28 protein-coding genes are annotated in these 25755 nt (G+C 31.0%); 15 read left to right on the plus strand and 13 right to left on the minus strand.

Annotated elements, in window-relative coordinates:
* Window positions 1-65: 65 nt before the first annotated feature.
* Entirely contained in the window at window positions 66-953 is an 888-nt protein-coding gene (locus tag F754_RS0105095; RefSeq protein ID WP_023648842.1) for a 3-keto-5-aminohexanoate cleavage protein, read from the minus strand.
* Window positions 954-988: 35 nt separating this feature from the next.
* On the opposite strand from F754_RS0105095, the gene F754_RS0105100 reads away from it, so the two are divergent.
* The 15 genes from F754_RS0105100 to F754_RS0105170 all read left to right on the plus strand — a co-directional run bounded on the left by F754_RS0105100 (window position 989) and on the right by F754_RS0105170 (window position 15638).
* Entirely contained in the window at window positions 989-1717 is a 729-nt protein-coding gene (locus F754_RS0105100; RefSeq protein WP_023648843.1) for a class II aldolase/adducin family protein, read from the plus strand.
* Window positions 1718-2185 (plus strand): thioesterase family protein, encoded by a 468-nt coding sequence (locus F754_RS0105105; RefSeq protein WP_023648844.1) that lies wholly within the window; start codon window positions 1718-1720, stop codon window positions 2183-2185.
* Entirely contained in the window at window positions 2185-3018 is an 834-nt protein-coding gene (locus F754_RS0105110) for a TauD/TfdA family dioxygenase (RefSeq protein WP_023648845.1), read from the plus strand. The genes F754_RS0105105 and F754_RS0105110 overlap by 1 nt, the downstream gene beginning before the upstream one ends.
* 5 nt (window positions 3019-3023) lie before the next feature.
* Window positions 3024-3560, plus strand: coding sequence for an HD domain-containing protein (locus tag F754_RS07600; RefSeq protein ID WP_023648846.1), 537 nt, complete (start codon window positions 3024-3026; stop codon window positions 3558-3560).
* Entirely contained in the window at window positions 3557-5140 is a 1584-nt protein-coding gene (locus tag F754_RS0105120; RefSeq protein ID WP_023648847.1) for a choline dehydrogenase, read from the plus strand. Before F754_RS07600 ends, F754_RS0105120 begins: the two co-directional genes overlap by 4 nt.
* Complete coding sequence (locus tag F754_RS0105125) at window positions 5137-6087, plus strand: DMT family transporter (protein ID WP_023648848.1); 951 nt, start codon at window positions 5137-5139, stop codon at window positions 6085-6087. The genes F754_RS0105120 and F754_RS0105125 overlap by 4 nt, the downstream gene beginning before the upstream one ends.
* Window positions 6084-7052, plus strand: a complete 969-nt coding sequence (locus F754_RS0105130; RefSeq protein WP_023648849.1) for an isopenicillin N synthase family oxygenase — start codon at window positions 6084-6086, stop codon at window positions 7050-7052. Before F754_RS0105125 ends, F754_RS0105130 begins: the two co-directional genes overlap by 4 nt.
* Before the next feature lie 104 nt (window positions 7053-7156).
* Window positions 7157-8326 carry an LLM class flavin-dependent oxidoreductase gene (locus tag F754_RS0105135; protein ID WP_023648850.1) on the plus strand — a complete coding sequence of 390 codons (1170 nt, stop codon included), beginning with the start codon at window positions 7157-7159 and terminating at the stop codon, window positions 8324-8326.
* Window positions 8327-8343: 17 nt separating this feature from the next.
* On the plus strand, window positions 8344-10023 hold the full coding sequence (locus tag F754_RS0105140; RefSeq protein ID WP_023648851.1) for a thiamine pyrophosphate-binding protein: 1680 nt from the start codon (window positions 8344-8346) through the stop codon (window positions 10021-10023).
* The gene (locus F754_RS0105145; RefSeq protein ID WP_023648852.1) at window positions 10024-10653 is read left to right on the plus strand and encodes a class I SAM-dependent methyltransferase; all 630 of its coding nucleotides are present in this window, start codon (window positions 10024-10026) and stop codon (window positions 10651-10653) included.
* Between the two features lie 6 nt (window positions 10654-10659).
* Window positions 10660-11247 carry an amino acid synthesis family protein gene (locus F754_RS0105150; RefSeq protein ID WP_023648853.1) on the plus strand — a complete coding sequence of 196 codons (588 nt, stop codon included), beginning with the start codon at window positions 10660-10662 and terminating at the stop codon, window positions 11245-11247.
* A 6-nt stretch (window positions 11248-11253) separates the two neighbouring features.
* The gene (locus F754_RS0105155) at window positions 11254-12036 is read left to right on the plus strand and encodes an alpha/beta hydrolase (RefSeq protein ID WP_023648854.1); all 783 of its coding nucleotides are present in this window, start codon (window positions 11254-11256) and stop codon (window positions 12034-12036) included.
* Window positions 12029-13510 (plus strand): aldehyde dehydrogenase, encoded by a 1482-nt coding sequence (locus F754_RS0105160; protein ID WP_023648855.1) that lies wholly within the window; start codon window positions 12029-12031, stop codon window positions 13508-13510. Before F754_RS0105155 ends, F754_RS0105160 begins: the two co-directional genes overlap by 8 nt.
* A gap of 4 nt (window positions 13511-13514) precedes the next feature.
* Window positions 13515-14372 (plus strand): DMT family transporter, encoded by an 858-nt coding sequence (locus F754_RS0105165; protein ID WP_023648856.1) that lies wholly within the window; start codon window positions 13515-13517, stop codon window positions 14370-14372.
* Between the two features lie 75 nt (window positions 14373-14447).
* Window positions 14448-15638: an ABC transporter substrate-binding protein gene (locus F754_RS0105170; protein ID WP_023648857.1), complete on the plus strand. Its 1191-nt coding sequence runs from the start codon at window positions 14448-14450 to the stop codon at window positions 15636-15638.
* A 53-nt stretch (window positions 15639-15691) separates the two neighbouring features.
* On the opposite strand, the gene F754_RS0105175 is transcribed toward F754_RS0105170, so the two are convergent.
* The 12 genes from F754_RS0105175 to F754_RS0105230 all read right to left on the minus strand — a co-directional run bounded on the left by F754_RS0105175 (window position 15692) and on the right by F754_RS0105230 (window position 25706).
* Window positions 15692-16453 carry a sulfite exporter TauE/SafE family protein gene (locus F754_RS0105175; RefSeq protein ID WP_027303467.1) on the minus strand — a complete coding sequence of 254 codons (762 nt, stop codon included), beginning with the start codon at window positions 16451-16453 and terminating at the stop codon, window positions 15692-15694.
* A gap of 125 nt (window positions 16454-16578) precedes the next feature.
* The gene (locus tag F754_RS0105180) at window positions 16579-17910 is read right to left on the minus strand and encodes a branched-chain amino acid ABC transporter permease (protein WP_023648859.1); all 1332 of its coding nucleotides are present in this window, start codon (window positions 17908-17910) and stop codon (window positions 16579-16581) included.
* A 35-nt stretch (window positions 17911-17945) separates the two neighbouring features.
* A complete protein-coding gene (locus F754_RS0105185) occupies window positions 17946-18956 on the minus strand; it encodes a branched-chain amino acid ABC transporter permease (RefSeq protein ID WP_023648860.1) in 1011 nt (336 codons plus the stop codon).
* A 1-nt stretch (window position 18957) separates the two neighbouring features.
* Complete coding sequence (locus F754_RS0105190) at window positions 18958-19665, minus strand: ABC transporter ATP-binding protein (protein WP_023648861.1); 708 nt, start codon at window positions 19663-19665, stop codon at window positions 18958-18960.
* A complete protein-coding gene (locus tag F754_RS0105195; protein ID WP_027303468.1) occupies window positions 19665-20459 on the minus strand; it encodes an ABC transporter ATP-binding protein in 795 nt (264 codons plus the stop codon). The genes F754_RS0105190 and F754_RS0105195 overlap by 1 nt, the downstream gene beginning before the upstream one ends.
* A 6-nt stretch (window positions 20460-20465) precedes the next feature.
* Complete coding sequence (locus F754_RS0105200; RefSeq protein ID WP_023648863.1) at window positions 20466-21233, minus strand: NAD(P)-binding domain-containing protein; 768 nt, start codon at window positions 21231-21233, stop codon at window positions 20466-20468.
* Window positions 21234-21266: 33 nt separating this feature from the next.
* Window positions 21267-22178: a carbon starvation induced protein CsiD gene (gene csiD / locus F754_RS0105205; RefSeq protein ID WP_023648864.1), complete on the minus strand. Its 912-nt coding sequence runs from the start codon at window positions 22176-22178 to the stop codon at window positions 21267-21269.
* The gene (locus F754_RS0105210) at window positions 22178-22501 is read right to left on the minus strand and encodes an AzlD domain-containing protein (protein WP_023648865.1); all 324 of its coding nucleotides are present in this window, start codon (window positions 22499-22501) and stop codon (window positions 22178-22180) included. The genes csiD and F754_RS0105210 overlap by 1 nt, the downstream gene beginning before the upstream one ends.
* A complete protein-coding gene (locus F754_RS0105215) occupies window positions 22491-23195 on the minus strand; it encodes an AzlC family ABC transporter permease (RefSeq protein WP_023648866.1) in 705 nt (234 codons plus the stop codon). The genes F754_RS0105210 and F754_RS0105215 overlap by 11 nt, the downstream gene beginning before the upstream one ends.
* Window positions 23195-23980 (minus strand): ABC transporter ATP-binding protein, encoded by a 786-nt coding sequence (locus F754_RS0105220; RefSeq protein ID WP_023648867.1) that lies wholly within the window; start codon window positions 23978-23980, stop codon window positions 23195-23197. Before F754_RS0105220 ends, F754_RS0105215 begins: the two co-directional genes overlap by 1 nt.
* A complete protein-coding gene (locus F754_RS0105225; RefSeq protein ID WP_023648868.1) occupies window positions 23980-24720 on the minus strand; it encodes an ABC transporter ATP-binding protein in 741 nt (246 codons plus the stop codon). Before F754_RS0105225 ends, F754_RS0105220 begins: the two co-directional genes overlap by 1 nt.
* Window positions 24717-25706: a branched-chain amino acid ABC transporter permease gene (locus tag F754_RS0105230; RefSeq protein WP_051332841.1), complete on the minus strand. Its 990-nt coding sequence runs from the start codon at window positions 25704-25706 to the stop codon at window positions 24717-24719. Before F754_RS0105230 ends, F754_RS0105225 begins: the two co-directional genes overlap by 4 nt.
* Window positions 25707-25755: the final 49 nt, after the last annotated feature.

The raw sequence follows: 25755 nt of genomic DNA on the forward strand, positions 1-25755 counted from the left end.
GAATTCTAAGATTTACAATAAAATACTGCTAATAAACAAACTAATATGTGTAATGATTATCTGATTTATTTATGCTTTGTAAGTTTAAGTTTTTCTCTAGTTTCGGCAGGTGTCATTGGTGCATATCCAATTTCATCAATAATTCTTAATGCTTTTTCAACTAATTGAGCGTTAGTGGCGAGCTTACCTTTTGACAAATATAAATTATCCTCTAATCCAACTCTTGGGTTTCCTCCCATTAATACTGTTTGAGCAACAAAGGGCATTTCATTTTTTGAAATTGCAAAGCCAGACCATACACCCTCTTTTGGCATTATATCTTTCATCGCTTGCATTGCTAATGTGGTTGCAGGCGCTCCCCAAGGTATTCCTAAACACATCTGAAACATTGGTGGATCACTTAATAATCCTTCTTTATATAGCTGGGCTCCAAACCACATATTGCCCAAATCAAAAGCTTCTATTTCTGGTTTAACACCAATTTCTTTTAATTTTTTTGCAGCTTTTCTTAGATCGTTTGGTGTATTGACAGTAATAGTGGAACCGTCACCAAAATTTAAAGTTCCTGCATCAAGTGTGCAAATCTCTGGAAGAAATTGCTCTGCGTTTGCAATTCTTTCCATGACATTTGCCATATCAGTCATTGGTCCAAAATCTAATGGGTTATCACCCTGACCTATATCAAGATCTCCCCCCATACCTGTTGTTAAATTTAAAATTACATCAGTGTCGCTTGATCGAATTCTATCAACAACTTCTTTATATAGCTCTAATCTTCTGCTTGGAGTGCCATCTTCTTCTCTTACATGAATATGTGCTATTGCAGCGCCTGCTTTTGCAGCTTCTATAGATGCTGTTGCAATTTGTTCTGGGGTTTTTGGCAAATCTGGATGTTTGCTTGCAGTATCACCCGAACCAGTTACTGCACATGATATAAAAACCTTATTGCTCATAATTTATAATTTAAATATAGTTTAATTTATTAAAAATGGAAATAACAGAATTACAGAAAGATTTAGCAGCAACATTTAGATGGACTGCAAGATTAAATATGCACGAAGGTGTAGCAAATCACTTCAGTGCTTGTGTTCCGGGTTCAACAACTGATTTTTATGTGAATAAAGCTGGTATTCATTTTAGCCAAATTAAAGCTAGTGATTTAATTTTAGTTACTAAAGAAAACATTAATGATTTAAAAAATGAACCTGATTTAATTGATCCTACCGCAATCAATATTCATGGAACTATCCATCAAAAAGTTCCTCATGCAAAATGCATTTTTCATGTGCATTCAAAATATGCAACAGCTTTATCAACTTTAAAAGATCCTATCATGAAACCAATAGATCAAAATACAATGATATTTTATAATAGAGTTTCTGTTTTTAATGAGTTTGGAGGATTAGGATTTGAAGACGAGTCTATCAAAATGGCTAACGCACTAGGAAACAAGCAACACATTTTATTAGCCAATCATGGGATTATCACAACTGGTGAAACAATTGCAGAAGGCTTTAATTATTTATATTATTTTGAAAAAGCAGCAGAGACTTATTTAACTGCTTTGGCTACTAATAAAGAATTAAATATAGTGAGTGATGAAGTTGCTGAAAAAACAGCTCAAGAAACAGCAAATTACCCTATTGATTTAGCACAGTTACATCTTAAACAAATAAGATTAATTTTAGATAAAGAAGAACCAGAATATAAAAACTAAATGTCAGTACATATAGCAAATCAAATAATCAAAAAAGAGTGGACGGACTACAACAACCACATGAACATGGCCTATTATGTAATGGTTTTTGATCAAATTTGGGAAAACATGCTAGAAAAATTTAAGATGGGAGAGAATTCAGCAAAAACTAATAAGCGTAGCACTATGGTTGTGGAAACTCGTACAACTTACAATAATGAAGTTAAACAAGGTGAAGAAGTGGAAATTAATCTTACTTTTTTTGACCATGATAAGAAAAGACTACATTTTAAAATGGAAATGATTGAAAAAAATTCTAGAAAACTATCTGCAACTCTTGAGTCCTTGTCGCTATATATCGATTTAGACAAAAGAAAAGTAACAGAATTTGAAGATGATAAAGTCAAACTTATGGATAATTTTATTGAAGAAAATAAATCAATATTTAAAAATGATGATTTATTAATTAATGGAAAATTAAAAAAATAATGAAAATTAAATTATTGTCAGGAGCTTTAGGTGCAGAAATCAAAGGTATTGATTTAACTGATGTTTCAAATGAAAATTTCAAAAAAGTTAACGATTTACTTTTAGAACATAAAGTAATTTTTTTTAGAGAGCAACCAATTACAAAAGATCAACAGGTAGCTCTTGCAGAAAAATTTGGGCCTCTTGAAACTCATGCTTATGTTAAAGGCTTAGAAAATTATCCAGAAATTGTAAGAATTATAAAGGGTAAAGAAGAAAAAAATCAATGGGGTGAGAATTGGCATAGCGATGTGAGTTATAATGCTAAGCCAACTAAAGCTGTAATATTGAGATCATTAAAAATTCCTCCAGTAGGAGGAGATACTTGTTTTTCTAATATGGAATTAGCTTGGGAAACATTGGATCCAAAAATTCAAGATAAAATTAAAAATAAAAAAGCTATTCATAGCTCACTTGGAGCAGAGTTTTTTATTGATAATTACAAGTACATGGAAGGCAATGAAAAAAGAAACTACGACTCTTATTCTAACGAACACCCAATTGTTAGAACTCATCCAGAAACAGGCAAAAAAATTCTTTATGTTAATTGGACTTACACAAAACAAATTATTGGTATGAATAAAGAAGAAAGTGATCAAATATTAAAAGAAATATTTGAACATCAAGCAAGACTAGATTTGACATGTAGATTTAGCTGGACTGAAGATACTGTTGCTATCTGGGATAATAGAAGTGTTATTCATTACGCAATAGCAGATTTTTTTCCTGGAAGAGGTTTGGGTTACGAAAGAATAATGGATCGTATTGCAATTGAAGGTGACCACCCTCATTAGTCTAAATGCAAATTGTAGATAAAATAATATCAAATTTCATAAATAATAAATCTCTTTACATTGGCGAAAAAGTTACAATGTCAGAACATATGATACAAACAGCAATGCTAGCTGAGAAAGCAAAATGTAGTGATGATTTAATTTGTTCAAGTTTATTACACGATTATGGTCACTTTATTTTAGAAAACCCAGATGAGTTGGTTAAACTAAATGTAGACGGACAGCATGAAAATATAGGTTATGAGTATTTAAAAAATTTTTTTAAAAAAGAGATATTAGAGCCCATAAAATATCATGTTTTAGCAAAACAATATTTAGCCAATGATAAAAAATATTTTGATCTTTTATCAGAAGCTTCCAAAACAAGCTTAAAACTACAAGGTGGAGCATTAAATCCCAATGAGTGTAATAAATTTGAGTCTCAGGAATATTTTAAATCTTCAATACTTCTAAGAAAGTTTGATGAGGCAGCAAAAAGAACTGACCTTCAAATGAAATCTATTCATGCCTATAAAAAATTGCTAACGTCCAAACTTATATGAAATTTGATTATCTAATTATTGGAGCTGGTTCCGCTGGGTGTGTGCTTGCCAATCGATTATCAGAAAATAGTCAAAATGATGTAGCAGTTTTTGAAGCTGGTAAACCAAGTGATATATGGAAAGTTAACATGCCACTTGCAATTCTTTATACAATGCATGATCCAAAATATAATTACAAATATTATTCAGAACCAGAACCTCATCTACATAATAGAAATCTTTTTTGTCCAAGAGGAAAAATGATTGGAGGTTGCTCTGCTCACAATGGAATGGTTTATGTAAGAGGTAATCCAAATGACTATCAAAGATGGGCTTCATTTGGATTAAAAGACTGGTCTTATGAAAAAGTCCTACCTTTCTTTAAAAAAATAGAAACTTGGTCTGAAGGTGAAAACGAATATCGTGGTGGAAATGGAATTCTCCCAGTAAATCAATCTAAAAATAAAAATCCATTATTTAAAGCATTTGTCAATTCAGCAGGAGAAGCTGGATATAAAATTAATGATGATATGAATGGTAAAGATCAAGAAGGTTTTGGAATGTATGATGTAACTATCCACAAAGGTGAAAGGGCAAGTGTATCAAAATACTATCTAAATCCAGCTAAAAAAAGAAAAAATTTAAAAGTTTTTACTGATGCTTTTGTGGAAAAAATTATTTTTGATGGAAAAAAAGCAATTGGTATTGAAGTAAAAATTAAAAATAAAATTGAAAAAATTTATGCAAATAAAGAGGTTATCCTTAGTGGTGGTGCAATAAATTCTCCACAACTACTAATGCTTTCAGGAGTTGGACCAAGTGAACATCTTAAAGATAAAGGGATAGATGTAGTTCATAATTTAGAAGGTGTTGGTAGAAATTTACAAGATCATTTAGAAACATATGTTCAGCAAGAATGTAAAACTTCAGATACTTTGTACTCTTATGTAAACAAGCTAAATATGATGAGAATAGGTATTCAATGGTTTTTATCTAGAACTGGTCCCTGCTCTACTTCATTTTTAGAGGCGGGTGGTTTTTGTAAATCTTCTCCTGAAAGAGAATACCCAAATATACAATTTCATTTTTTTCCTGCTTTTGTAATAGATCATGGGTTAGTTGATCCTGACCGTCATGGTTATCAACTTCATGCTAGTCCTAATCATCCAAAAAGCAGAGGGCATATTACTTTAAATAGTTCTAACCCTTATGATTATCCAAAAATTCAATTTAATTATTTAGAACACGAGGATGATCTTAAACAAACAATTGAATGTATTCATGTAGCAAGAAATATTTTAGGTCAAAATTCATTAAAACCTTTTGCAGGAAAAGAAACTGGACCTGGAGAAAATATTCAAACAGATGAATTATTTGAAGAATATATAAGATCCAAAGCTGAAACAGCTTATCATCCATCATGCACTTTAAAAATGGGTACAGACAATATGTCGGTCGTAGATGAAAAGTTAAAAGTTTATGGATTAGAAAATTTAAGAGTTGTTGATGCATCAGTCATGCCTGAAATTACAAGCGGAAATCTTAATGCACCTACATTAATGATTGCAGAAAGAGCATCGAATTTTATTTTAAATTCATGACAACATCAAAAAATAACTCTAGAGGTATCCTATTTATTTTGATGGGAATGGCTTTATTTTCAATTCAGGATGCTTTAATTAAATTTATTTATGAAGATGCAGCCTTGTACGAATTATACTTTGGTAGAACCTTTGTTGCATTAATTTTGCTAGTTGGATATTTGAAATTTTCAAAACAAGAAATAAGTTTAAAAACTTATTATCCTTTTTTAACAATTATAAGAGTTATTTGTTTCTTTTTTGGGTTCAGTTTTTTTTATATTTCCCTAACATATATGTCTCTTGCAATGGCAAATGCATTGTTTTTTTCAAGTCCTTTCTTTGTTTCAATTTTGGCAACTATTTTTTTAAAAGAAAAAGTAGGGATAAGAAGATGGTCAGCAATTTTTATAGGTTTTTTTGGGGTATACATAATTTTAAATCCTAATTTTAATAATTTTGATTATATGAAGTTAGCTCCTGTTGCGTGTGCACTTTGTTACTCAATATCAATGACAATTACGAAAATTACTTCAGATAAAGATAATGTATTTACACAAATGATACATTTATATTTTGGTGCACTTTTAATCAGTATTTTATTTTATATTTACACGGGTGAGGGACAAATTAACAATTTCAATGATCCTACTTTTCAATTTATTTTTAGAGAATGGTTTACAAATCCATCCTATGCTTGGCCATATATTGTGGCAATGGGATTTATTGGCGCTTTTGCATTTTATTTTATTTTAAATGCATACAGTATAGCTTCACCTTCGGTTGTTTCACTTTATGAATATTCTTTAATAATTTGGTCAATTTTAACCGGGTTTATTCTGTTTAATAATATTCCTACAACAAGAACTTTTATTGGTGTTTTAATAATAATTGGAGCTGGAATTTATATTTATTTTAGAGAAAAAGTAAAAGATCAAATGATTGTTACAGACTCTCCAAACAGATAATGAAGAGTTATATTCCAACTATTAACATTTCATCATTACTTAAATTAAATTTTAATTCTTTGTTAGCAAAAAATACTATTAAAGAAATTGAAAGGGCTTGTATAAATGTTGGTTTTTTTCAAGTTACTGGACATGGAATTAATATTAAAGAAATTAATAATGTCTGTAAAATAGGTAATAAATTTTTTAACTCATCTAAAACAAATAAAAATAAACTAGCACCAAAAAAATGGAACAAAAAAAATAAGAATATGTATAGGGGTTATTTTCCAGATAGTGTTAATGGTAAAGAAGGTTTGGATCTAGGTGATCATCAAATTAAACCTTACAATTTAAAAAAATATAAGTCTAAATATGTTGAATATCTAGATTTGACCAAATCTTTTAATAAACATTCTGTTAAGAGTTTATCAAATTATTATGATGATATTTTTTCTTTAAGTGAAATATTGTTCAAAGGGATAATTAGGCTTTATAAAAAAGATTTAAAGATCAGTAATAATGCTTTTTCAAGAAAAAAAACTCTTAGTACTTTAAGATTTAATTATTATCCCAATCAAAAAAAACCTGTAGAAATTTCAAAACAAGATGGTGTTGCTCTTGGATGTGAAACACATGTTGATAGTGGAGTTTTTACAGTCCTTTATCAAGATAAAAAAGGTGGTCTTCAAGTTCAAAATAGAAATAACAAAAAATGGTACGATGTGCCATTTAACAAAAAAGCACTAATTGTAAATACTGGTCTGGCTTTAGAATACTTAAGTAAAGGAAAGTTTAAAGCTACAAATCATAGAGTTTTGTGGAATAAGACAAAAAGAATGTCTATTCCTTTCTTCTTTGAGCCTTCCTATGATTTTAAAATGCATCCATCTTTTTTGGATGGATCTAAGAGTGTTAAAAAAGGCATATTTTTTCAAACTTTTTTGAATAATTCTTTGAAGAAATTTATTGAATATCAGCGATAAGATTAATAATATTAAAATTTAAAGCGATACATAACTCGTCGTTAATTCCAATACGAAAGCGGGATCAGGTCGTCTTTTTTAAATAATTATTTAAAGGAGGCTTAATGAAATTTGGATATTTTTGTAATACTACTAATTGGAATCACAAACCATACGATAAACTTTTAGACGAAACTAGAGAGATCACTGAGTATTGTGATCATAATAAGTGGGACTCTATTTGGTATACAGAACACCATTTTAATCATGAAGGCATGGAGTCGTTAACTAACCCTTTAATGATGGGTGTTGATGCAGCAGCTAGAACTAAAGATATAAGAATTGGTCAGGCTTGTAATGTAATCACATTTCATAATCCAATAAGAATGGCAGAAGATATTGCTTTATTAGATCAATTATCAAAAGGCAGAGTTGAAATCGGAATTGGTAGAGGAATTTATGGTAGAGAAGCTATAAATTTAAACAAAGAAGCCGACATGAAAGATCAGGCTAAAAACTTCAGACTATTTGAAGAAACTTTAACAATTTTAAAAAAAGCTTGGAAAGAAAAATTTTTTAATCACAAAGGTGAATTTTATACATATCCAGCACCTAATTATGTATGGCAACATGATATGAGTCCACCAAATAAAGATTTGGTAAACCTTGAAACTAATGTTATGGAAAACATCAGTGTTCTTCCAAAACCTTATCAAAAACCTTGTCCTCCTATTCATCAAGTTGTTGATGGGATTCGATCTATTGAATGGGCAGCTCAGCAAGGTTTAAATATCATTATGTGGATACCGACAGTTAAAGCGTTGAAAATTAAATTTGAAGCTTTCAAAAATTCAAAATCTGAAGCTGAAAAAAGAAATGTACCAATGGGTGAAGGAATTTCACTGGTAAGAGATATGTTTGTTGCTGATACAATGGAAGAAGCAAAAGAAAAAGCTGGCGAACATATGGTAAATTATATGAGATGGGTTTGTCACTGGAGAGGATTAGGAAATCATATGGATCCGGGTGAAGAATTACCAGTTACTAAAGGAAAGTTGGATTTACTTAGCTACGATTTTTTACATAAACGAAATATGCTTTTTGGAACTCCTGAATATGTAATTGATAAAATTCATGAATTAAAATCTGAGTTAAACTTGCAAAATTTACAAGTTTGGTCAAATTTTCCAGGTATTAAGCATGAAGATTGTATGAAAAGTATAAAACTTTTTACTGAAAAAGTAATGCCACACTTTAAAGATGATGTTGATACTGAAGTCAAAAAAGTTTCGTGATCAAAACCCATAGGAAGATTACTGGTGGGGAAGCTGCCGTTAAATCATTAAAGAAAGAAAAAGTTGAGCATGTTTTTGGTCTTATTGGCTCTGCTACAATGGAGATGTTTGATGCTCTTTATCATGAAAAAAAAATCAAATTTATTGGAGTAAGAGATGAGAGAACTGGAACCCATATGGCAGATGGGTATGCGAGAGCTTCAAATAAACCGGGTGTTATAATAGCTGGACAAAATGGACCTGGTGCTACAAATTTAGTAACTGGTGTTGCTCAGGCAAAAGCTGCTTTTTCACCTGTAATTGCAATTGCTGGGTCTTATTCCACAAAAGATAAAATGGAAGATGCATTTCAGGGGCTTGATCAACAATCTTTATTCACTCCAATTACAAAAAAAACCTGGACTGTTAAAAATTCAAAAATAATACCTAATGTTATGAGTGATGCTTTTAGCCTTGCAATGAAACCTAGAAGAGGTCCAGTTTGCGTTAATCTCCCAAGAAATATTTTAGCAGCAAAAAATACTTATAAAATCAATGCAAATAAACCCTCTTTTGAAAGTGGGAGCAGTATCAAAGGTGACAATGAAAAAATAAAAAAAACTACGAAAATTATAAATCAAGCCAGTCAATTTGTAATAATTGCTGGTGGCGGGATTAAATATACCGCTAAATATAAAGAAGTGATCAAACTTGCTGAATTGTTAAATGTACCAATTGTTACGGCAGCTGGCCATGGAGATGCTATTCCTTTTAACCACAAACTTCATGCAGGGCAAATGGGGCCTCGTGGAAACCCTGTTGCATCAAGACTTGTTAAAGAAGCAGATGTCATTTTAGCAATTGGAACTCGATTGGGCTTTAACTCTACTTTTTACTCATATGATAATATAAATAAAAAAGCAAAAATTATTCAAATTGAAATTGAAAAAAAAATGCTTGGAAAATATTTTCCAATAGTAGTTGGAATTAATGCCGATGCAGCAACAGCCACTAAACAAATATATAATGAAATAAAAAAACAAAAATTAAAACTAAACATTAAAAATTGGACTAATTTATATTTGAAAGAAAGAAAAGATTTTTTAATGAATAGAGAAAATAATGATTTAGGTAAAAATTTTCCTATTCAACCAAAAGGCTTATTCAAACAACTACGAAAAGTTTTACCAAAAGATACAGCTATTACTTTAGATGCAGGAACATTATGCCTACAAGCAACAGATGCTCTAGAATATTATAATCCACCATCTTTATTTACACCACTAGATTTTGGTTTAGTTGGTTTTTCTTTTGCATGTGGTCTTGGAGTAAAAATTGCAAAACCCAAAAAAACTGTTGTGAGCCTTATGGGTGATGGTGGTTTTGGCATGACTATATCTGAATTAAGTACTGCAGTTGAATATGGAATAAACACAACAACTATTGTAATGAATAATCAAAGTTGGGGAGCAGAAAAAGCTTACCAAAAAGATTTTTTTGGGAAAAGATATTTAGGTGCGGATATTACTAGCCCTTCATTTGATAAAGTTGCAGAATTATATGGTGCCAAAGGTTTTAAGGTTAAAAAAATATCTGAAATAAATGAAGCTATTAGAGCAGCAATTAAATGTAATAAACCTGCAGTAGTTGATGTTGATGTTGATCCTAGCGCATTATATAGTTTTAGAAGAGATAGTTTTAAACATAGGCAAAAATAAATGTCACAAAAAGATATTGGTAATAAAATTCCAATTTACAAATTAAAAGCAGGTAAAGAAGTTGAAAATTATTATGATGAATGGACTGTTAAAAATAAATATGACAAAGATATGGTTGATTGGAAATATTCTGGTCCTCAAGAAACTGTAGATCTTTTTAAAAAACATATTCCTAACAAAAATATAAAGATTTTAGATGCTGGTTGTGGGACTGGTCTAGTAGGTGTTGAGCTCAAGAATAATGGTTTTAATAATTTTGATGGAGCAGATTTTTCACAAAAAATGTTAGATTTAGTACCAGAGAATATTTATCAAAATTTATTCAAAATCGATCTTAATAAAAAAGTTGATATAAATGATGATGTTTATGATGGAATAACCTGTGTTGGGACTTTTACTTTCGGCCATGTGAACCCCCCTGCATTAGATGAAATGGTAAGAATTTGTAAAACTGGATCATTAATTTGTTTTACAATTAATATTGGAATTTATGAAGAATATGGATTTGACAAAAAGATCAAAGAATTAGAAGATAAGAATTCTTGGAAAATAATTGAATTCTTTAAATCAAATTATATTGCAAGCAAAGGAGTAAATGCTTGGTTAGTATTAGCTCAAGTAACTAAATAAAAAATTATGGATATTAATTTAAGAAAATTTACAAAATTTGTTGATAAAACTTTTATTGAAGGTGGTAAAAAGGCTAAGGAACCAGTTTTATTAGTCTCGGTTGCTGCAGTTTTTAAAAATCCATGGCATGGACAAGGTTTTGTTGAAGACTTAAGACCTACAATTCTAGATTTAGCACCAAAGCTTGGTGAATTATTGGTCCCAGAACTAATTAAAGAAATTGGATCTCCAGAAAAAATATTAGCGTACGGTAAAGCTGGTGTAGTTGGTTTAAATGGAGAAATAGAGCATGCCTCGGCTTTTATACATACGTTAAGATTTGGTAATAAATTTAGAGATGCTGTTGGCGGAACTTCTTATTTAAGTTTCACAAATACTAGAGGACCAGCTGGATCAAAAATTTCTATACCAATGATGCACAAAACAGATTCGGGATTGCGACCTTATTATTTAACTCATGAATTCACGATACATGATGCTCCATTCGATGATGAAATTGTTATAGCCATTGGTGGCGCTTCAAGCGGAAGAGCTCACGCAAGAACTGGTGACAGATATCAGGATATGAAAGAAATGGGTATCGAACCCAAGTAGTATTTGATGGTAACCGGAAATACTGCGTCAGGTACATTCTATGTCTTTAATAAAAAAGAGCAATCAATCCCGGTAGTTTTTATTCATGGGGTTGGCTTAACTTATGAAATTTGGCAACCTCAATTAGATTTTTTTAAAGATTACTCTAATCTTTCATACGATATTCTTGGTCATGGAAAATCACCTTTAACAAAACAAAATATAAGTTTTGATGATTTTTCAGAACAACTTATGGAATTAATTGATGAACTTAAAATTGAAAAAATTCATTTAGTTGGTTTTTCAATTGGATCTTTAATAGGTAGAAATTTTGCAACTAGATATAGTGACCGATTACAATCATTAATTCTTTTAGGCTCAATATATAAAAGATCTGAGCAACAACAAAAAATAGTTAATGAAAGATTTAATCAAGCTAAAAAAGAATTAAAACTCTCAAGACAAGCATTGAAAAGATGGTTTACTGATAAGTATTTAGAAAACAACCCTGGTACATATGAAAAAATTAGATCAATTTTATCTGGAAATAATATGGCTAATTTTTTAAAGGTTTATGAGCTATTTGTTACACATAAAAATGATGAAGATTTTGAAAAGATCTATTGCAAAACCTTAGTAATGACTGGAGAAAATGATATTGGTTCTACAATTGAAATGTCACAACAATTAAACAATATAATTAAAAATAGTGAATTAAAGATAATCAAAGATGGTAAACATCTTTGTGGTATTGAATGTGCAGATGATGTAAATTTGGCAATTAAAAATTTCGTAGACAAAAATGACTAAACTAAAACAATATAAGATGTTCATTAATGGAGAGTGGATTGACTCGGAAAGTAAGAAAACTTTTGAAACTTTAAACCCAGAAAACAATGAACCTTGGGCAATTGTTCCTGAAGCCAGTGCTAAAGATGTAAACAAAGCGGTTAATGCTGCGCAAAAAGCATTTGAGGGAGATTGGCCAAAATTACTTCCTAAAGAAAGAGCAAAATTTTTAAGAATGATTGGGCAACAATTAAGAGACAATGCCGAAATGCTAGGTGAGATAGAAACTATTGATACTGGTAAAATTATTAGAGAAACTAAAAAACAAGCAATTTATATCGCCGACTATTATGATTATTATGCAGGCCTTGCAGATAAAGTAGAAGGAACTGTACTTCCAATTGATAAACCAAACATTCAAGCAATAACAACTAGAATTCCAATTGGTGTAATTGCAGCAATCATTCCCTGGAATTCACAAATGTTTTTAACTGCAACAAAGTTGGCTCCTGCTCTAGCAATGGGTAATACTGTAGTGATTAAATCTTCAGAACTTGCTCCTGCAGTCATGTTTGAATTTGCAAAACTTATAGAAAAAACTGGCCTTCCTAAAGGAGTGGTAAATGTAATCACTGGCTTTGGTGATCCATGTGGAAAAACACTTACAACACATGATCTAGTTGAAAAAATTGCTTTCACAGGTGGTCCGGAAACTGCAAGACATATCATTAGAAATTCTGCAGATAATTTATCTGAAGTAAGTCTAGAACTAGGTGGGAAAAGTCCTGTAGCAGTTTTTAATGATGCTGAGCAAGAAAATGCAATTAATGGTATTGTTGCTGGAATATTTGGTGCAAGTGGTCAAAGCTGTATAGCAGGATCTAGACTTTATATTCAAGAAGGTATTTACGATGAGTTTCTAGACAAACTATCTAATCGAGCATCTAAAATTAAAATTGGAACACCCATGGATCCAGAAACTGAAATGGGACCGTTAAGTAGTTTTAAACAATTAGAAACTATAGAAAAAAATATAAAAGATACAATTGACCAAGGTGGAAAAATTAAATGTGGTGGAAAAAGAGACTCTTTTTCTAACAAAGGATATTATTTTCCTCCAACAATTATTGAATGTGATAATCATAATTTACCTGTTGCAGAAAATGAGTTATTTGGGCCTGTTTTATCAGTTATGAAATTTAAAACAGAAGACGAAGTAATCGATAAAATGAATGATAATCAATATGGATTATCTTCAGGTGTTTATACCAGTAATCTGTCTCGAGGGATGAGGGTTTCTAAAGCAATAAGAGCAGGAATAACTTTTGTAAACACTTATAGATTGATTTCTCCATCAGCTCCTTTTGGAGGTATTAAGGATAGTGGTTATGGTAAAGAAGCAGGAATCGATTCAATTAAAGACTATACAAGAGTTAAAACAACTTGGTTCTATACTTCTGATGAACCATCACTAGACCCTTTTTCAATTAGGTAATATTTTGTCTCCAAAACATACGGCATTAATTGTTTTGGTAATGTTTTTTCTTGGTAGTGCTTATCCACTTGGTAAATTTGGATTAAATTCATCAATGAATCCTATTTTCTTTGGCGCATTAAGAATGGGCTTTGTTTTTTTATGTTTATTACCATTTTGTAAAATAATTATTCCTAAAAAAAAATATATATTACCTTTGATAGGATTTTCTCTTTGTATGGGTGCTGGAGTAAATATGTTTTTATACTTATCTATCAATGCAGTGACTTTATTAGCTCCTATAACGATTGGTGCACAATTATCTATACCATTTGCAATATTAATAAGTTCTTTATTTTTAAAAGAGAGTATTAGTTTAAAAAAATGGGTTTTTATTTTTTTATCATTTTTAGGGATACTATTTATAGCCTTTGATCCAAATATTTTAGATGAAATTGTTGGGACCTTTTTAGTTTTTGGAATGGCCTTTTTTTATGGACTATCTCAAGTTTTCTCAAGATACATAAAAGATTTAGATGTAAAATTTACTAATGCCTTTATGGGGCTGGTAGGTTTTTTAGTTTTAATTATTTTTTCTCAGATATTTGAAGGAAACATTGTTGGACAAATAAAGAGAGTAGAAACAAGCGGCTGGCTTGCAGTTATGTATGCTGGAATGATTATTTCAATTTTAGGACACATGATGATGTTCTATCTTTATAAATTTTATCCAGTAGGAATGGTAATGCCTTTTTATTCACTATTTCCCATTTTTGGATTGATATTAACTTTTTTTGTATTTGGTGAAGTGCCCTCATTAATAACAGTATTTGGGGGAATAATTGTAATAACATCAATATATTTACTTCAAAAAACTAAGTAATTTTTCATTGAATTGTTAAGATAATAATCATTTAATTATCTTTTTATAAATTGTTAACAATTAAAGAGGAAGATAATGAAAAAACTATTTATTGCTGCATTTATGCTTGTTTCAAGTTTTGGAACAAATGTAATGGCAGATGGACATGCGATTAAAATGGGAATTATTTTAGGATTTACTGGTCCTATTGAATCTCTAACACCAGCTATGGCTGGATCTGCAGAACTTGCTTTTAAAGAAGCATCAGACTCAGGTTCACTTTTAGGTGGAAAAAAAATTGAAGTAATAAGAGCAGACTCAACTTGTGTTGATTCAGCAGCAGCAACTGCTGCAGCTGAAGGTGTTATTTCACAAGGTGTAGCAGCTATCATGGGTGCTGACTGTTCAGGTGTAACTGGTGCAATCGCATCAAACGTTGCTGTACCAAATGGTGTAGTAATGATTTCACCTTCAGCTACTTCGCCAGGATTAACAACTTTAGATGACAAAGGATTCTTTTTTAGAACAGCTCCTTCTGATGCTAGAGGTGGACAAATCTTAGCTGACGTAACTAAAGATAGAAAAGTTAAAAGTGTAGCTATAACTTACACTAATAATGACTACGGAAAAGGTTTGGCTGATGTTTATAAAGCTGCTGCTGAAGCTCATGGTATTAAAGTTACAGCTGTAACTGCACATGAAGATGGTAAAGCTGACTACTCATCTGAAGTTGCAACACTAGCTTCTGCTGGTGGTGACGCTATGGCTGTAATTGGTTATCTTGACCAAGGTGGTAAAGGAATGATTCAAGCTGCTCTAGATTCAGGTGCATTTGATAAGTTTGTTTTATCAGATGGTATGATTGGTCAATCACTTGTTGATGCATTCCCTAAAGGTTTAAAAAAATCTTTTGGTACTATGCCAGGTTCAACTGGAAAAGGTGCAGGAGTATTTGCTGATGTTGCAAAAGCTGCTGGTATAGACTCTTCTGGTCCATACACTGGTGAGTCTTATGATGCAGCAGCGCTAATAGTGTTAGCAATGCAAGCAGGAAATTCTGCTGACAGAGCATCAATTGCAAAAAATGTAATGGGTGTAGCTAACGCTCCTGGGACTAAAATTTATCCAGGTCAGCTTAAAAAAGGATTAGATTTACTAGCTAAAGGTAAAAAAATAAATTACGAAGGTGCAACTGGAGTAACTTTTACTAATGTTGGTGAAGCAGAAGGTTCTTTCTTAGAGCAAGAAATAAAAGGCGGAAAATTCAAAACTAAAAAACAAAGATAATTATTATCAAATTAAAAACCCTGGTAATGAAAATTACTGGGGTTTTTTTTATATTAAATACTTCCTAAAATTCTCAAAATACCGAAAATTGAAATAATTATTAAGAAATAAAAAACTACTCTTCTATATAGTTTTTCCTTACTCTTAATAAAAAATTTATTACCGATAAAAACGCCTACAGGTAAAACTACTATTAGAGGGAGAGTTCGATAAACAGTGGTCATATCAACAATTCCTCCAAAATAACTTAAAATAAAAGCGTAGATATCTGTTAAAAAAAATAATGCAGCCAATGATCCTCTGATTACAGCTGGCTGAATACTAGTTACTAATAAAAATAATGCTACAGGCATCCCTCCAAGTGTTGTTAATCCATTTAACGCTCCTGAAATTATACCAGTAAATATTTTTGATTGGTTGTTATTAATTTTTTTATTTTCATATCCCTTCATCAATAAAATTGAAAAAAAAATAATTATCAAACACACATACAAATGTGTAGTTTCAGGAGACAAGTATTTTAATAAAAATAATCCAATTGGTGACCCAATAGCCATTCCTATTAAAAGTTTGTAAACAAATTTCCAGTCTATTTTATTCCATATATATGGAACCATAAAAATACTAATAAAAACTTCTAGTATTAATATAATTGGAACTATTTGAATTGCAGGTAGTATAAAAGAAAATCCTGAAATACATGTTGCAGAAAATCCAAATCCATTAAATCCTCTAATTATAGATGCAATAAATACTATAAATAAAATTAGTAAAAACTCAGATAAGCTAAAATCAAAATAAGTTAAAAATGTCATTTATTTTTTTAAAATTTTATAATCGATAATAATTAAAGATTTTTAATTACTAAAACATATATTTGTCAGCCATATACATGGCCCAAGCAATGGCAGCACCTAGTATAATATATTTCATAATAGAATTACTTTATTTCTATTTTTTCTGGAAGTATACCTTTTGGGCGATATCTCATTATCAATAGCAAACCAAGACCCATCATCAAATATCTAAAATAAGGAACACTCTCAATTAAATGAATTTTAAGTGCGTGAGTATCTGACATACCAGATGTGAAAAGATTAATTAAAAATAATGCTATAGGTGCAGCCTCAATCCATAAAAACCATACTGCAAATCCACCTAAAATTGCTCCAAAATTGTTACCACTACCTCCAACAATAACCATTACCCAAATAAGAAATGTATATCTCATGGGTCTATAACTACCTGGTGTAAACAAACCATCTTGAGTCACCAACATTGCTCCAGCTATTCCGACAATTGCTGAACCTAAAATAAATATTAACAAATGTTGTTTAACAACATTTTTTCCCATTGCGTTTGCAGCTTCTTCATTGTCTCTAATTGCTCTCATCATTCTTCCCCAAGGAGAATAAAGTGCTTTTTGAGTAACTATTAATAAAGCTATAACTACAATTAAAAATAATCCTGAGTAACAAAGTTTCACAAAAACTGATGAACCTTCAATAACTAACTGATTGAGTGCAGCCTGTTTATCTGTAACATTAGAAATTATTTCTAATTTACTTGAATTAAATTTTGCAACCAAATTTATGAACCAATCCGTAGTCTGAAGATTAACTTCATAAGGTACGGGCCTATCCAATCCAATTACATTTTTGACGCCTCTTGATAACCAATCTTCGTGTTTGATTATTGCAATGACAATTTCAGAAATTAGCAATGTAGCAATTGCTAAATAGTCAGCTCGTAACCCAAGAGCAACTTTTCCAACCACAAATGCAAGTCCTCCTGCAAAGAAAGCTCCAACAATCCATGAAAACATAATTGGCAACCCAAAGCCTCCAAGAAATCCTGTCTTTGCAGGATTAACAGCTTCAATTGCTTCAATTCCAGGTTCGGCAGTTACTCTAATGATTATAATTCCTGCAATAATAATCGCTGCAATTCCATAAGTTCTAAAATTTGATTTATCAAAATTTTTTAGGATAAAGCGAATTGCTAATATCATTACTATGATTAACCATAAGCACATTAAGATATCAAAACCTCCAGCTCGCCATGCTTCTTGAACTGGATCAACTGATATTAAAACTGCAGCTAGTCCACCTAAGGCTGCATATCCCATAAGACCAAAATTAATTAAGCCAGCATAACCCCATTGTACATTCGCTCCCATTGTCATTACTGCAGAAATTAAGCACAGATTAAAAATTGAAAGAGCGACATTCCATGATTGAAATATCCCAACCAATACAATTAAACCCATCATTATTGAGTAAGCCACAATTATATTTAGATTTTTTCTCAAAGCACCTTCCCTTTAAATATGCCATTAGGTCTATACAACAAAACAATCACCAGTATGGAGAACGACACAGCGAATTTATAATCAGTTGATAGTAATTGAACAAGAGTTTCTGGTTCCATACTTTCTGGCAAGATATACATAAAAAATTTTTTGTATGCATACGTTATGAATATCTCTGAAAAAGCTATAACGTAACCTCCTAAAAATGCTCCAAAAGGGTTACCAATACCTCCAACTATTGCAGCAGCAAAAATTGGAAGCATGTTGTTAAAATATGTAAAAGGTTTAAAACTTTTATCTAAACCATACAGAGCACCACCAATTGTTGCCAAAATACCTGCAATAATCCATGTGATCATGACCACTCTTTTAGGGTCAATTCCTGATAATAAAGCTAGATCCTCATTATCTGAGTACGCTCTCATACTTTTTCCTGTTTTAGTTTTGTTTAAGAACCAAAATAAGATGGAGACCAATATGAGAGTTACAAATATTGTTATTACTTGGCTAGATTTAATTGCTAATCCTTCATTAAGTCCTGTCATTTCTTTAAACTCACCTGCTTTAATAATAAATTTTTCTCCATCAAAAAATCTTCTGTCAGATGGACCAATTATTATCCTTACTACTGCTTGAGTTACAAACATTACACCAATGCTAACCATTGCAAGTTGGACAGGTGGACTTTTGTTAACCCTATAATATCTAAACACAAATTTATCTATGAAGAGCATGTAGCCAATCATAAAAATTATAGCAAATGGTATGGCAAGAAGAGCTGTTGGTAAAACACCTAAAGAAATACCCAGTGATTGAAAATACCATGTGAATAAAATAGTTACCATAGTTCCAAATGCCATCATGTCTCCAGTTGCAAAATTTGCAAACCTTAAAATTCCATAGATTAAAGTAACAAAAATTGCACCAAGAGCTAATTGTGAACCATAGGTTAGAGCTGGAACAAAAATATAATTTAATAATAAAATAATTGCGTTTATAAAATCCATGCTATCCTCCCAAAAAGGAGCTCCTTACTCTTGGATCATTTAATAATTCCTGACCAGTTCCTGAATATTTATTTTCTCCAGTTACAAGTACATATCCTCGATCAGAAATATTTAGTGCTTGTTTGGCATTTTGTTCAACCATTAAAATTGCAACATCTGTTCTTTTTACTTTAATAATATGATCAAATAATTCATCCATAACTATTGGAGAAACTCCAGCAGTAGGCTCATCTAACATTAATACTGATGGTTTAATCATTAATGCTCTTCCAAGTGCAACTTGTTGTCTTTGACCACCTGATAATTCGCCAACTAACTGACTTCTTTTTTCTCTTAATATAGGAAATAGATCATAAATTTCTTCTATAACATTTTGAAAATTATCGTCTCTTAGATAGGCTCCCATTTCTAAATTTTCTTCAACTGTCATTCCAGCAAAAACATTTTTTGTTTGAGGTACAAATGAAATTCCAGCCTTAACTCTTTCTTGTGGAGAAAGTTTAGAAATATCTTTTCCATCAATTACTACGGAACCAGACTTTAAATTTAACAAACCAAGCATAGCTTTCATAGCCGTTGATTTTCCAGCTCCATTAGGACCAAGAATTGAAACTATTTCTCCCCTATTAACATCAACTGAACAAGAATTAATAATATCTGGACCATTGCCATATCCTCCAGTCATTTTTATACCTTCAAAAAATGCCATTAATTTTCATCCTTAAGTTTTGATCCTCTACCCAAATAGCTTTCTATAACTTTCTCATCTTTTTTAACTTCTTCAGCAGTACCTTCGAATAAGACGGATCCTTCAGCCATGACAATAACAGGATCACACAATCTACTAATAAAATCCATATCATGTTCGATCATACAAAACGTATACCCTTGTTCTTTATTAAGTTTAAGAATTGCAGTTCCAAGTTCTTTAAGTAGTGTTCTATTAACTCCAGCTCCAACTTCATCAAGTAATACTAATTTAGCATCAACCATCATAGTTCTTCCAAGTTCTAATAATTTTTTTTGACCACCTGATAAATTTCCAGCTAATTCATTTGATAAGTGAGTAAGGTTTAAGAAATCAACTACATCTTGAGCTTTTTGTTTTACAGCTAATTCCTCAGTCCTAACTAAGCTTGGCTTTAGTAAAGCAGTCATTAATTTTTCACCTGATTGATTTGCTGGAACCATCATTAGGTTTTCTAAAACTGATAAATTTGTAAACTCATGTGCTATTTGAAACGTTCTTAAAATACCTTTTGAAAATAATTCATATGAAGGAACATCCGTTACATCTTCATTATTAAACAAAACTTTACCTTGTGAGGATTTTAAATTTCCAGCAATTAAATTAAATAAAGTGGTTTTGCCCGAACCATTCGGTCCAATAATTCCTGTTATAGATCCTTGTTTTATTTTTAATGAACAATCAGAAACTGCAGCCAAACCTCCAAAATATTTAGATAGATTTTCAATTTGCAAAATATTCTGTTGTTGATCCATGAAATTTTATTTATTTAATCTTTTGTGTATACTATTAAGAGTTTTCTCCAAAGATTTATAAAAACCAGCTTTTGTTAGTTCTTTAACACCTTGCTCATTTAACCCCTTAGGTGTCTGAGACTCTTTTACCAAATATTTTAAATCTTTTTTTGAATTAACAACTGCATCTTCTGATAAAGCTAAAAATAAAGAAGTTATATATTTTTGAGCATTATTTCTTTTAACACCTCTCTTAACTAACCAGTCTGTCATTGAACTTAGCAATTGATAAAAAGGTGCCATCATTCCAGATGTTGACCAAAAATTAATAGATGATTTTTCATTTTTTATTTCAATAGTTGTTCCAACTTTATCAAAGAATGCTTTAACTTTTTTATTAGGAGGACAAATAGGTACCGGTCCTTTTTTTAATGAAATTGGTGGCAAAGGAATAGCTCTTACAATTTGTGCTTTAACTTTTATAGCTTTTTTTAATTCAGATAAAGTTATTGTAGAAATAAAGCTAATTATAGTTTGCGTTGATTTAAATTTTAACTCTTTAATTATTTTATCTCCTACAGTGGGTGTAACTGATAAAAATACCCAATCACACTTATCAACTATTTGCTGATTATTTTTAGTAATTATTACTTTTTTAAATTTTTGTTTTAAATTCTTAGCAATACTTTTGTTTCTTGGTGAAATAATAATTTTGTTAAATGAAATTTTAGATGTGCAAATACCAGTGATTACCGATGATGCTATTTTACCCGTACCTATAAATCCTAAATTCATAAATTTTGGTTACTTTATATTGATTATATTGAATTAATTAATAAAAAAAGAGCCTCTAATCCTCAATAATTCTCTACTTAATTCTTCATTTTCTTTAAAAGGTTTTCTTCCATGTAGCCAAAAGTAATTGTTAGCAATTATTGAAGATCCAACAGGTAATTTAGTAATAGCTTTGTTTTTGCTTTCCTCTAAACCATCTGATAATCTTTGTAAAAAATTACCCTGTTCCATATTTTTAGGCTCAGGAAATTGATCAATGTAAGAAATAGTAGGTTTGTCATCAGCGTCAGAAGAAAATACTGGATGCTCCACCTTGTAATTTATATTTTTACTTTTTGGTGAGCCCCAAATAAAATTCTGTTTGCCAACAGGATCATTATATAAATCTTCACAGTGCTCCCAATCATCAAGATGTAACATTGCAGTCTCTCCACCTTCTACATTCTGTTCATCAATTTTAGTCATTAATAACCAGTCTGTTACTTCTTTGACATATGTCCCATCTGTATGAAGATCCATATTTGTATAAGCTTTTCTTAAATATGAGTCACTTTTATCCTCGTGCTTAACAGTAAATCTTGCATAATATTTTCCTGCCATAGAGTCATGATTAGGAATTCCAATCAAATGAGCAATAGCAGTGGATAATTTAACTAAAAAAGTATGATCAATTTTAGAATTAATATTCTTAGGACCAATAATAAAGCAGCCTGTTTCTCGATCTTTTATTATTTTAGTCATTAATTTGCTTAGTTTATTAGAAGTAAGATCATCTAGACTTTTAGCTAAAGTAAAACGTGTAAATGGTTTGTATTCAAGAGCAGTGATATCAAATTTATTAAAAGGAAATATCAATTTATCTAAAATTTCGTCTTCAATATTAATATTGATTATTCTTTTTGATTTATCGTGCTCTGAAATTGTTAGACCAGCAATTTTTTCCATTATAAGTACTCACTCAGTAATGCCATCATGATAGCAGAAATTACTGTTGGATAAACAAAATTTCTTTTAGATACAAAGAATATAAATAAGCAAAATAATACTACTGTTGCTCTACTTATGTAGCTTGCATCAGATAACACTCCAACTGGAAAAATAATTGTTCTAGCAATCAAGGCTGCTAAAGTTGAATAAGCTAAACAATTAAACCATCTAAATAATTTTGACGTTTCTTTTATTCCTTCTGAGGAAACTACTCCTAAAAATCTAGAGGAAAAAGTTGCTAATGATGTTACTAAAATTGCAAGAACTACACTAATTGACATTTAGCTCTCCTATGAAATAGGCAATAGTGCCGCCCACAAGTCCACCAAGTAAAATTGACCATTCTGGAGATAAAAAATAAAATATTGGTCCCAACAACAAGCCTAATATTACTGACGCTCCTATTTGGATGGTTTTCATTGCCCCTACCATCATACATAAAAAATAAATTGGATTTAAAATTGCTAAACCCATCATCATATTTTTATCTAAATAATTAGATGCATAAAATCCAATAAATGTGCCAATTACTGCAGTAGTCCATGTTGCGGTGCCAATTCCAATCCAAAAATCAATTCTGTGTTTTTTATCAATATTCTTATAATTACTTTTCATTATCAGCCATGCGGACACTGCAATAAAATGACATGAGAAATAATATTTCCACCTTGGTTGATTTTTGTGCATCATTAATGGAAACAAAGAAACAGTCATTGGATATAATCGAGCATTAACGAACCAAACAGCTAGAAATATATTTAATAATGATGCTCCAACTAATAATGACTCAGCCATTACAAGAGAACCTGGTAAAGCATAAGTAAGCATTGTAGAAAAAATGCTTTCTTGAATATTAAATCCTAAGTTTTTAAGAAGTGCTCCAATCGCTACAAAACAACAACCAAGTGCTATGGCTGGGCTATCAGGAGCTAAAATTGATTTAAATCCTTTAAAGAAAAACCTTTTATTAATCATTAACCGCCAAGGAATAATCTACCAACATCAGGATTACTTAATAATTCTTCACCTTTTCCAGCAATAGCTGTTTGGCCCGAAACTAAAACATAACCTATATCAGCAAATTCTAAACCTTTTTTAGCGTTTTGTTCTACAAGAATGATTGTTTTTTTTTCATTTTGTTGAAGATCTTTTAAAATTTCAAAAACCATATCAATGTATCTTGGCTCTAAACCAATTGAAGGTTCATCAACTAACAACACTGACGGTTTCATTACAAGAGCTCTCGATATTTCTAATAATCTTCTCTCACCTCCAGATAATACTTTTGCTGGTTGATTTCTTCGGTTTCTTAATCTTTCATACTTTTCAAAAATTTTTTCCGCCTCTTCATAGGACTCATCAGTTTTATCCTTGATGTACCCACCCATTAATAAATTTTCTTCAACCGTCATATCTGGAAATACAGAATTATCTTGAAGAATATAAGCTATTCCTACTGACTTTAATTTCTCAGCTGGAGATAAATTAGTAATTTCTTTTTCATCAATTTCTATTTGACCTGAAAAAATATTTGTAAATCCATATATAGAATGAAGTATTGTAGATTTACCAGCTCCATTTGGACCAATTAGACATAATGATTGTGCTTTGTTTACAAATAAATCAAAGTTGTGCAAAATTTCCATTTTACCATAACCAGCATTTAAACCTTTAATAGTTAAATGAATTTCGTTTGGAGATAATTTTTTTAAGTCATCTGGAGTTGGTGCTTTCCCTAATACTTCATACTGATTTGACATTATTGTGCTCCCAAATAAGCATCTATTACACGCTTATCATTTTTAATTTCATCTGGCGATCCATTGGCTAACATTTTTCCATGTGCTAGACAGAAAATGTCTTCAGCTAGTTGCATGATTACCTTCATATTGTGTTCGATAACTAAGAGTGTAATACCAAAGTCTTGATTTACTTTAATTAATCTATCTATAATTCCATTGATTAAAGTTGGATTTATTCCAGCAGTAGGTTCGTCTAATAAAAGCATTTCTGGTTCATTCATTAAAGCCATTGCTAGTTCTAATAATTTTTGTTGTCCAAACGACAAATCTCCTGCTCTCAATTTTCTTTTTTGATAAAGACCAACAAAACTCAATAAATTTTCTGCTTTATCTGTTAAATCTTGAGGAATTTTAGAAAATATTTTAATTAAACTTTCATCACTTCCTTTATGGCTAATTAGCATATTGTCTATACAATTTAATTTTCCATAAATTCTTGTCTGCTGAAATGTTCTAAGTAATCCAAGTTTTGCTATAACAGGAACTGGTAATTCAGATACTTCTTTATCATTAAATTTAATTGATCCAGTATCTATGGGATAAGTTCCAACAATTGAGTTAAATAAAGTTGTTTTACCTGATCCATTTGGTCCAATTAAACCGACAATTTTTCCTTTTTCAACTGACATCGAGATATCAACGTTAGCTTTTACGCCTCCGAAGGATTTACTAACATTGTTTACTTCTAAGATACTCATTTTAGTTCCACCTGTGCTTTACGATCGGCTTCATCTACTACCTCGCCAAATCTCTCTGGGTATTTTTCTCTAAGCCATCCCATTAATCCCTCTGGGAAATAAATTACAATTACGACAATCAGTACACCTAACGCAACATACTGCCAGCCTAAAAAATAAGTCCAAAATCCTTCTTTAAATAAATGAAATAAAGTTGCACCAATAACAGGTCCCCATAGTGTTCCTTTACCACCGAGTATTGCCATTAAAACCATGAACACACCCATTTCTCTACCATCAAAAGCAACATCAGTAGAGTCAATATAACCAACTAATCCACCCATGATGCCCCCGGCTAACCCACAGAAAAATGCAGAGATCATCCATCCAATAATTTTATATTTCATTGTCTGAATACCCATTGCTTCAGCCTTGTCTTCATTGTCTCTTATTGCATTAAGAACTAATTTAAACCGAGTTGAGTAAACTGATTTTACTGCAACAAAAGTTAACACAAGAACTAAAAAGCTTAAAAAATAAAAAAATTGTCCTCTAGATTCTAAGTTTCCTGTCTCTGGAAATGGAGGAGTTGTGAAGCCTTGCCCTGCTCCAATAATTTCAATCCCACCCGAAATTTCACCAGCAGCTACACCTAAACCTAATGTACAAATTGCGAAATAATGTCCTCTTAATCCTAAAATCGCATATCCAATTAAACCAGCAACTATTGTTGGTACAATTGCTGCAGCTAAAAGTCCAAAAGCCATACCTTGAAAAAACTGACTAGGCGAATGTACAAAAGTTTTTTCCCCACCACTTTCTGTCCACTCTGCTAATGGAAAAAACATACCTACTTGAACAGAAGCACAAATATACATTCCTAGGCCATAAAAAAGAATGTTTCCAAAAGAGTTATAGCCCATTTCACCACCTTGAATATTCCAAGTTAAGGATAAAATAATTAATATACAAAGAATAGATAACTGAACCTTAAATGCTGGAAGCATAAATGGTGCAAGAACACCAAAAATCAATATTGCAGCATATAAAATAATA

This window comes from Candidatus Pelagibacter ubique HTCC8051 (assembly GCF_000472605.1).
GTDB classification, from domain to species: Bacteria; Pseudomonadota; Alphaproteobacteria; order Pelagibacterales; family Pelagibacteraceae; genus Pelagibacter; species Pelagibacter communis_B.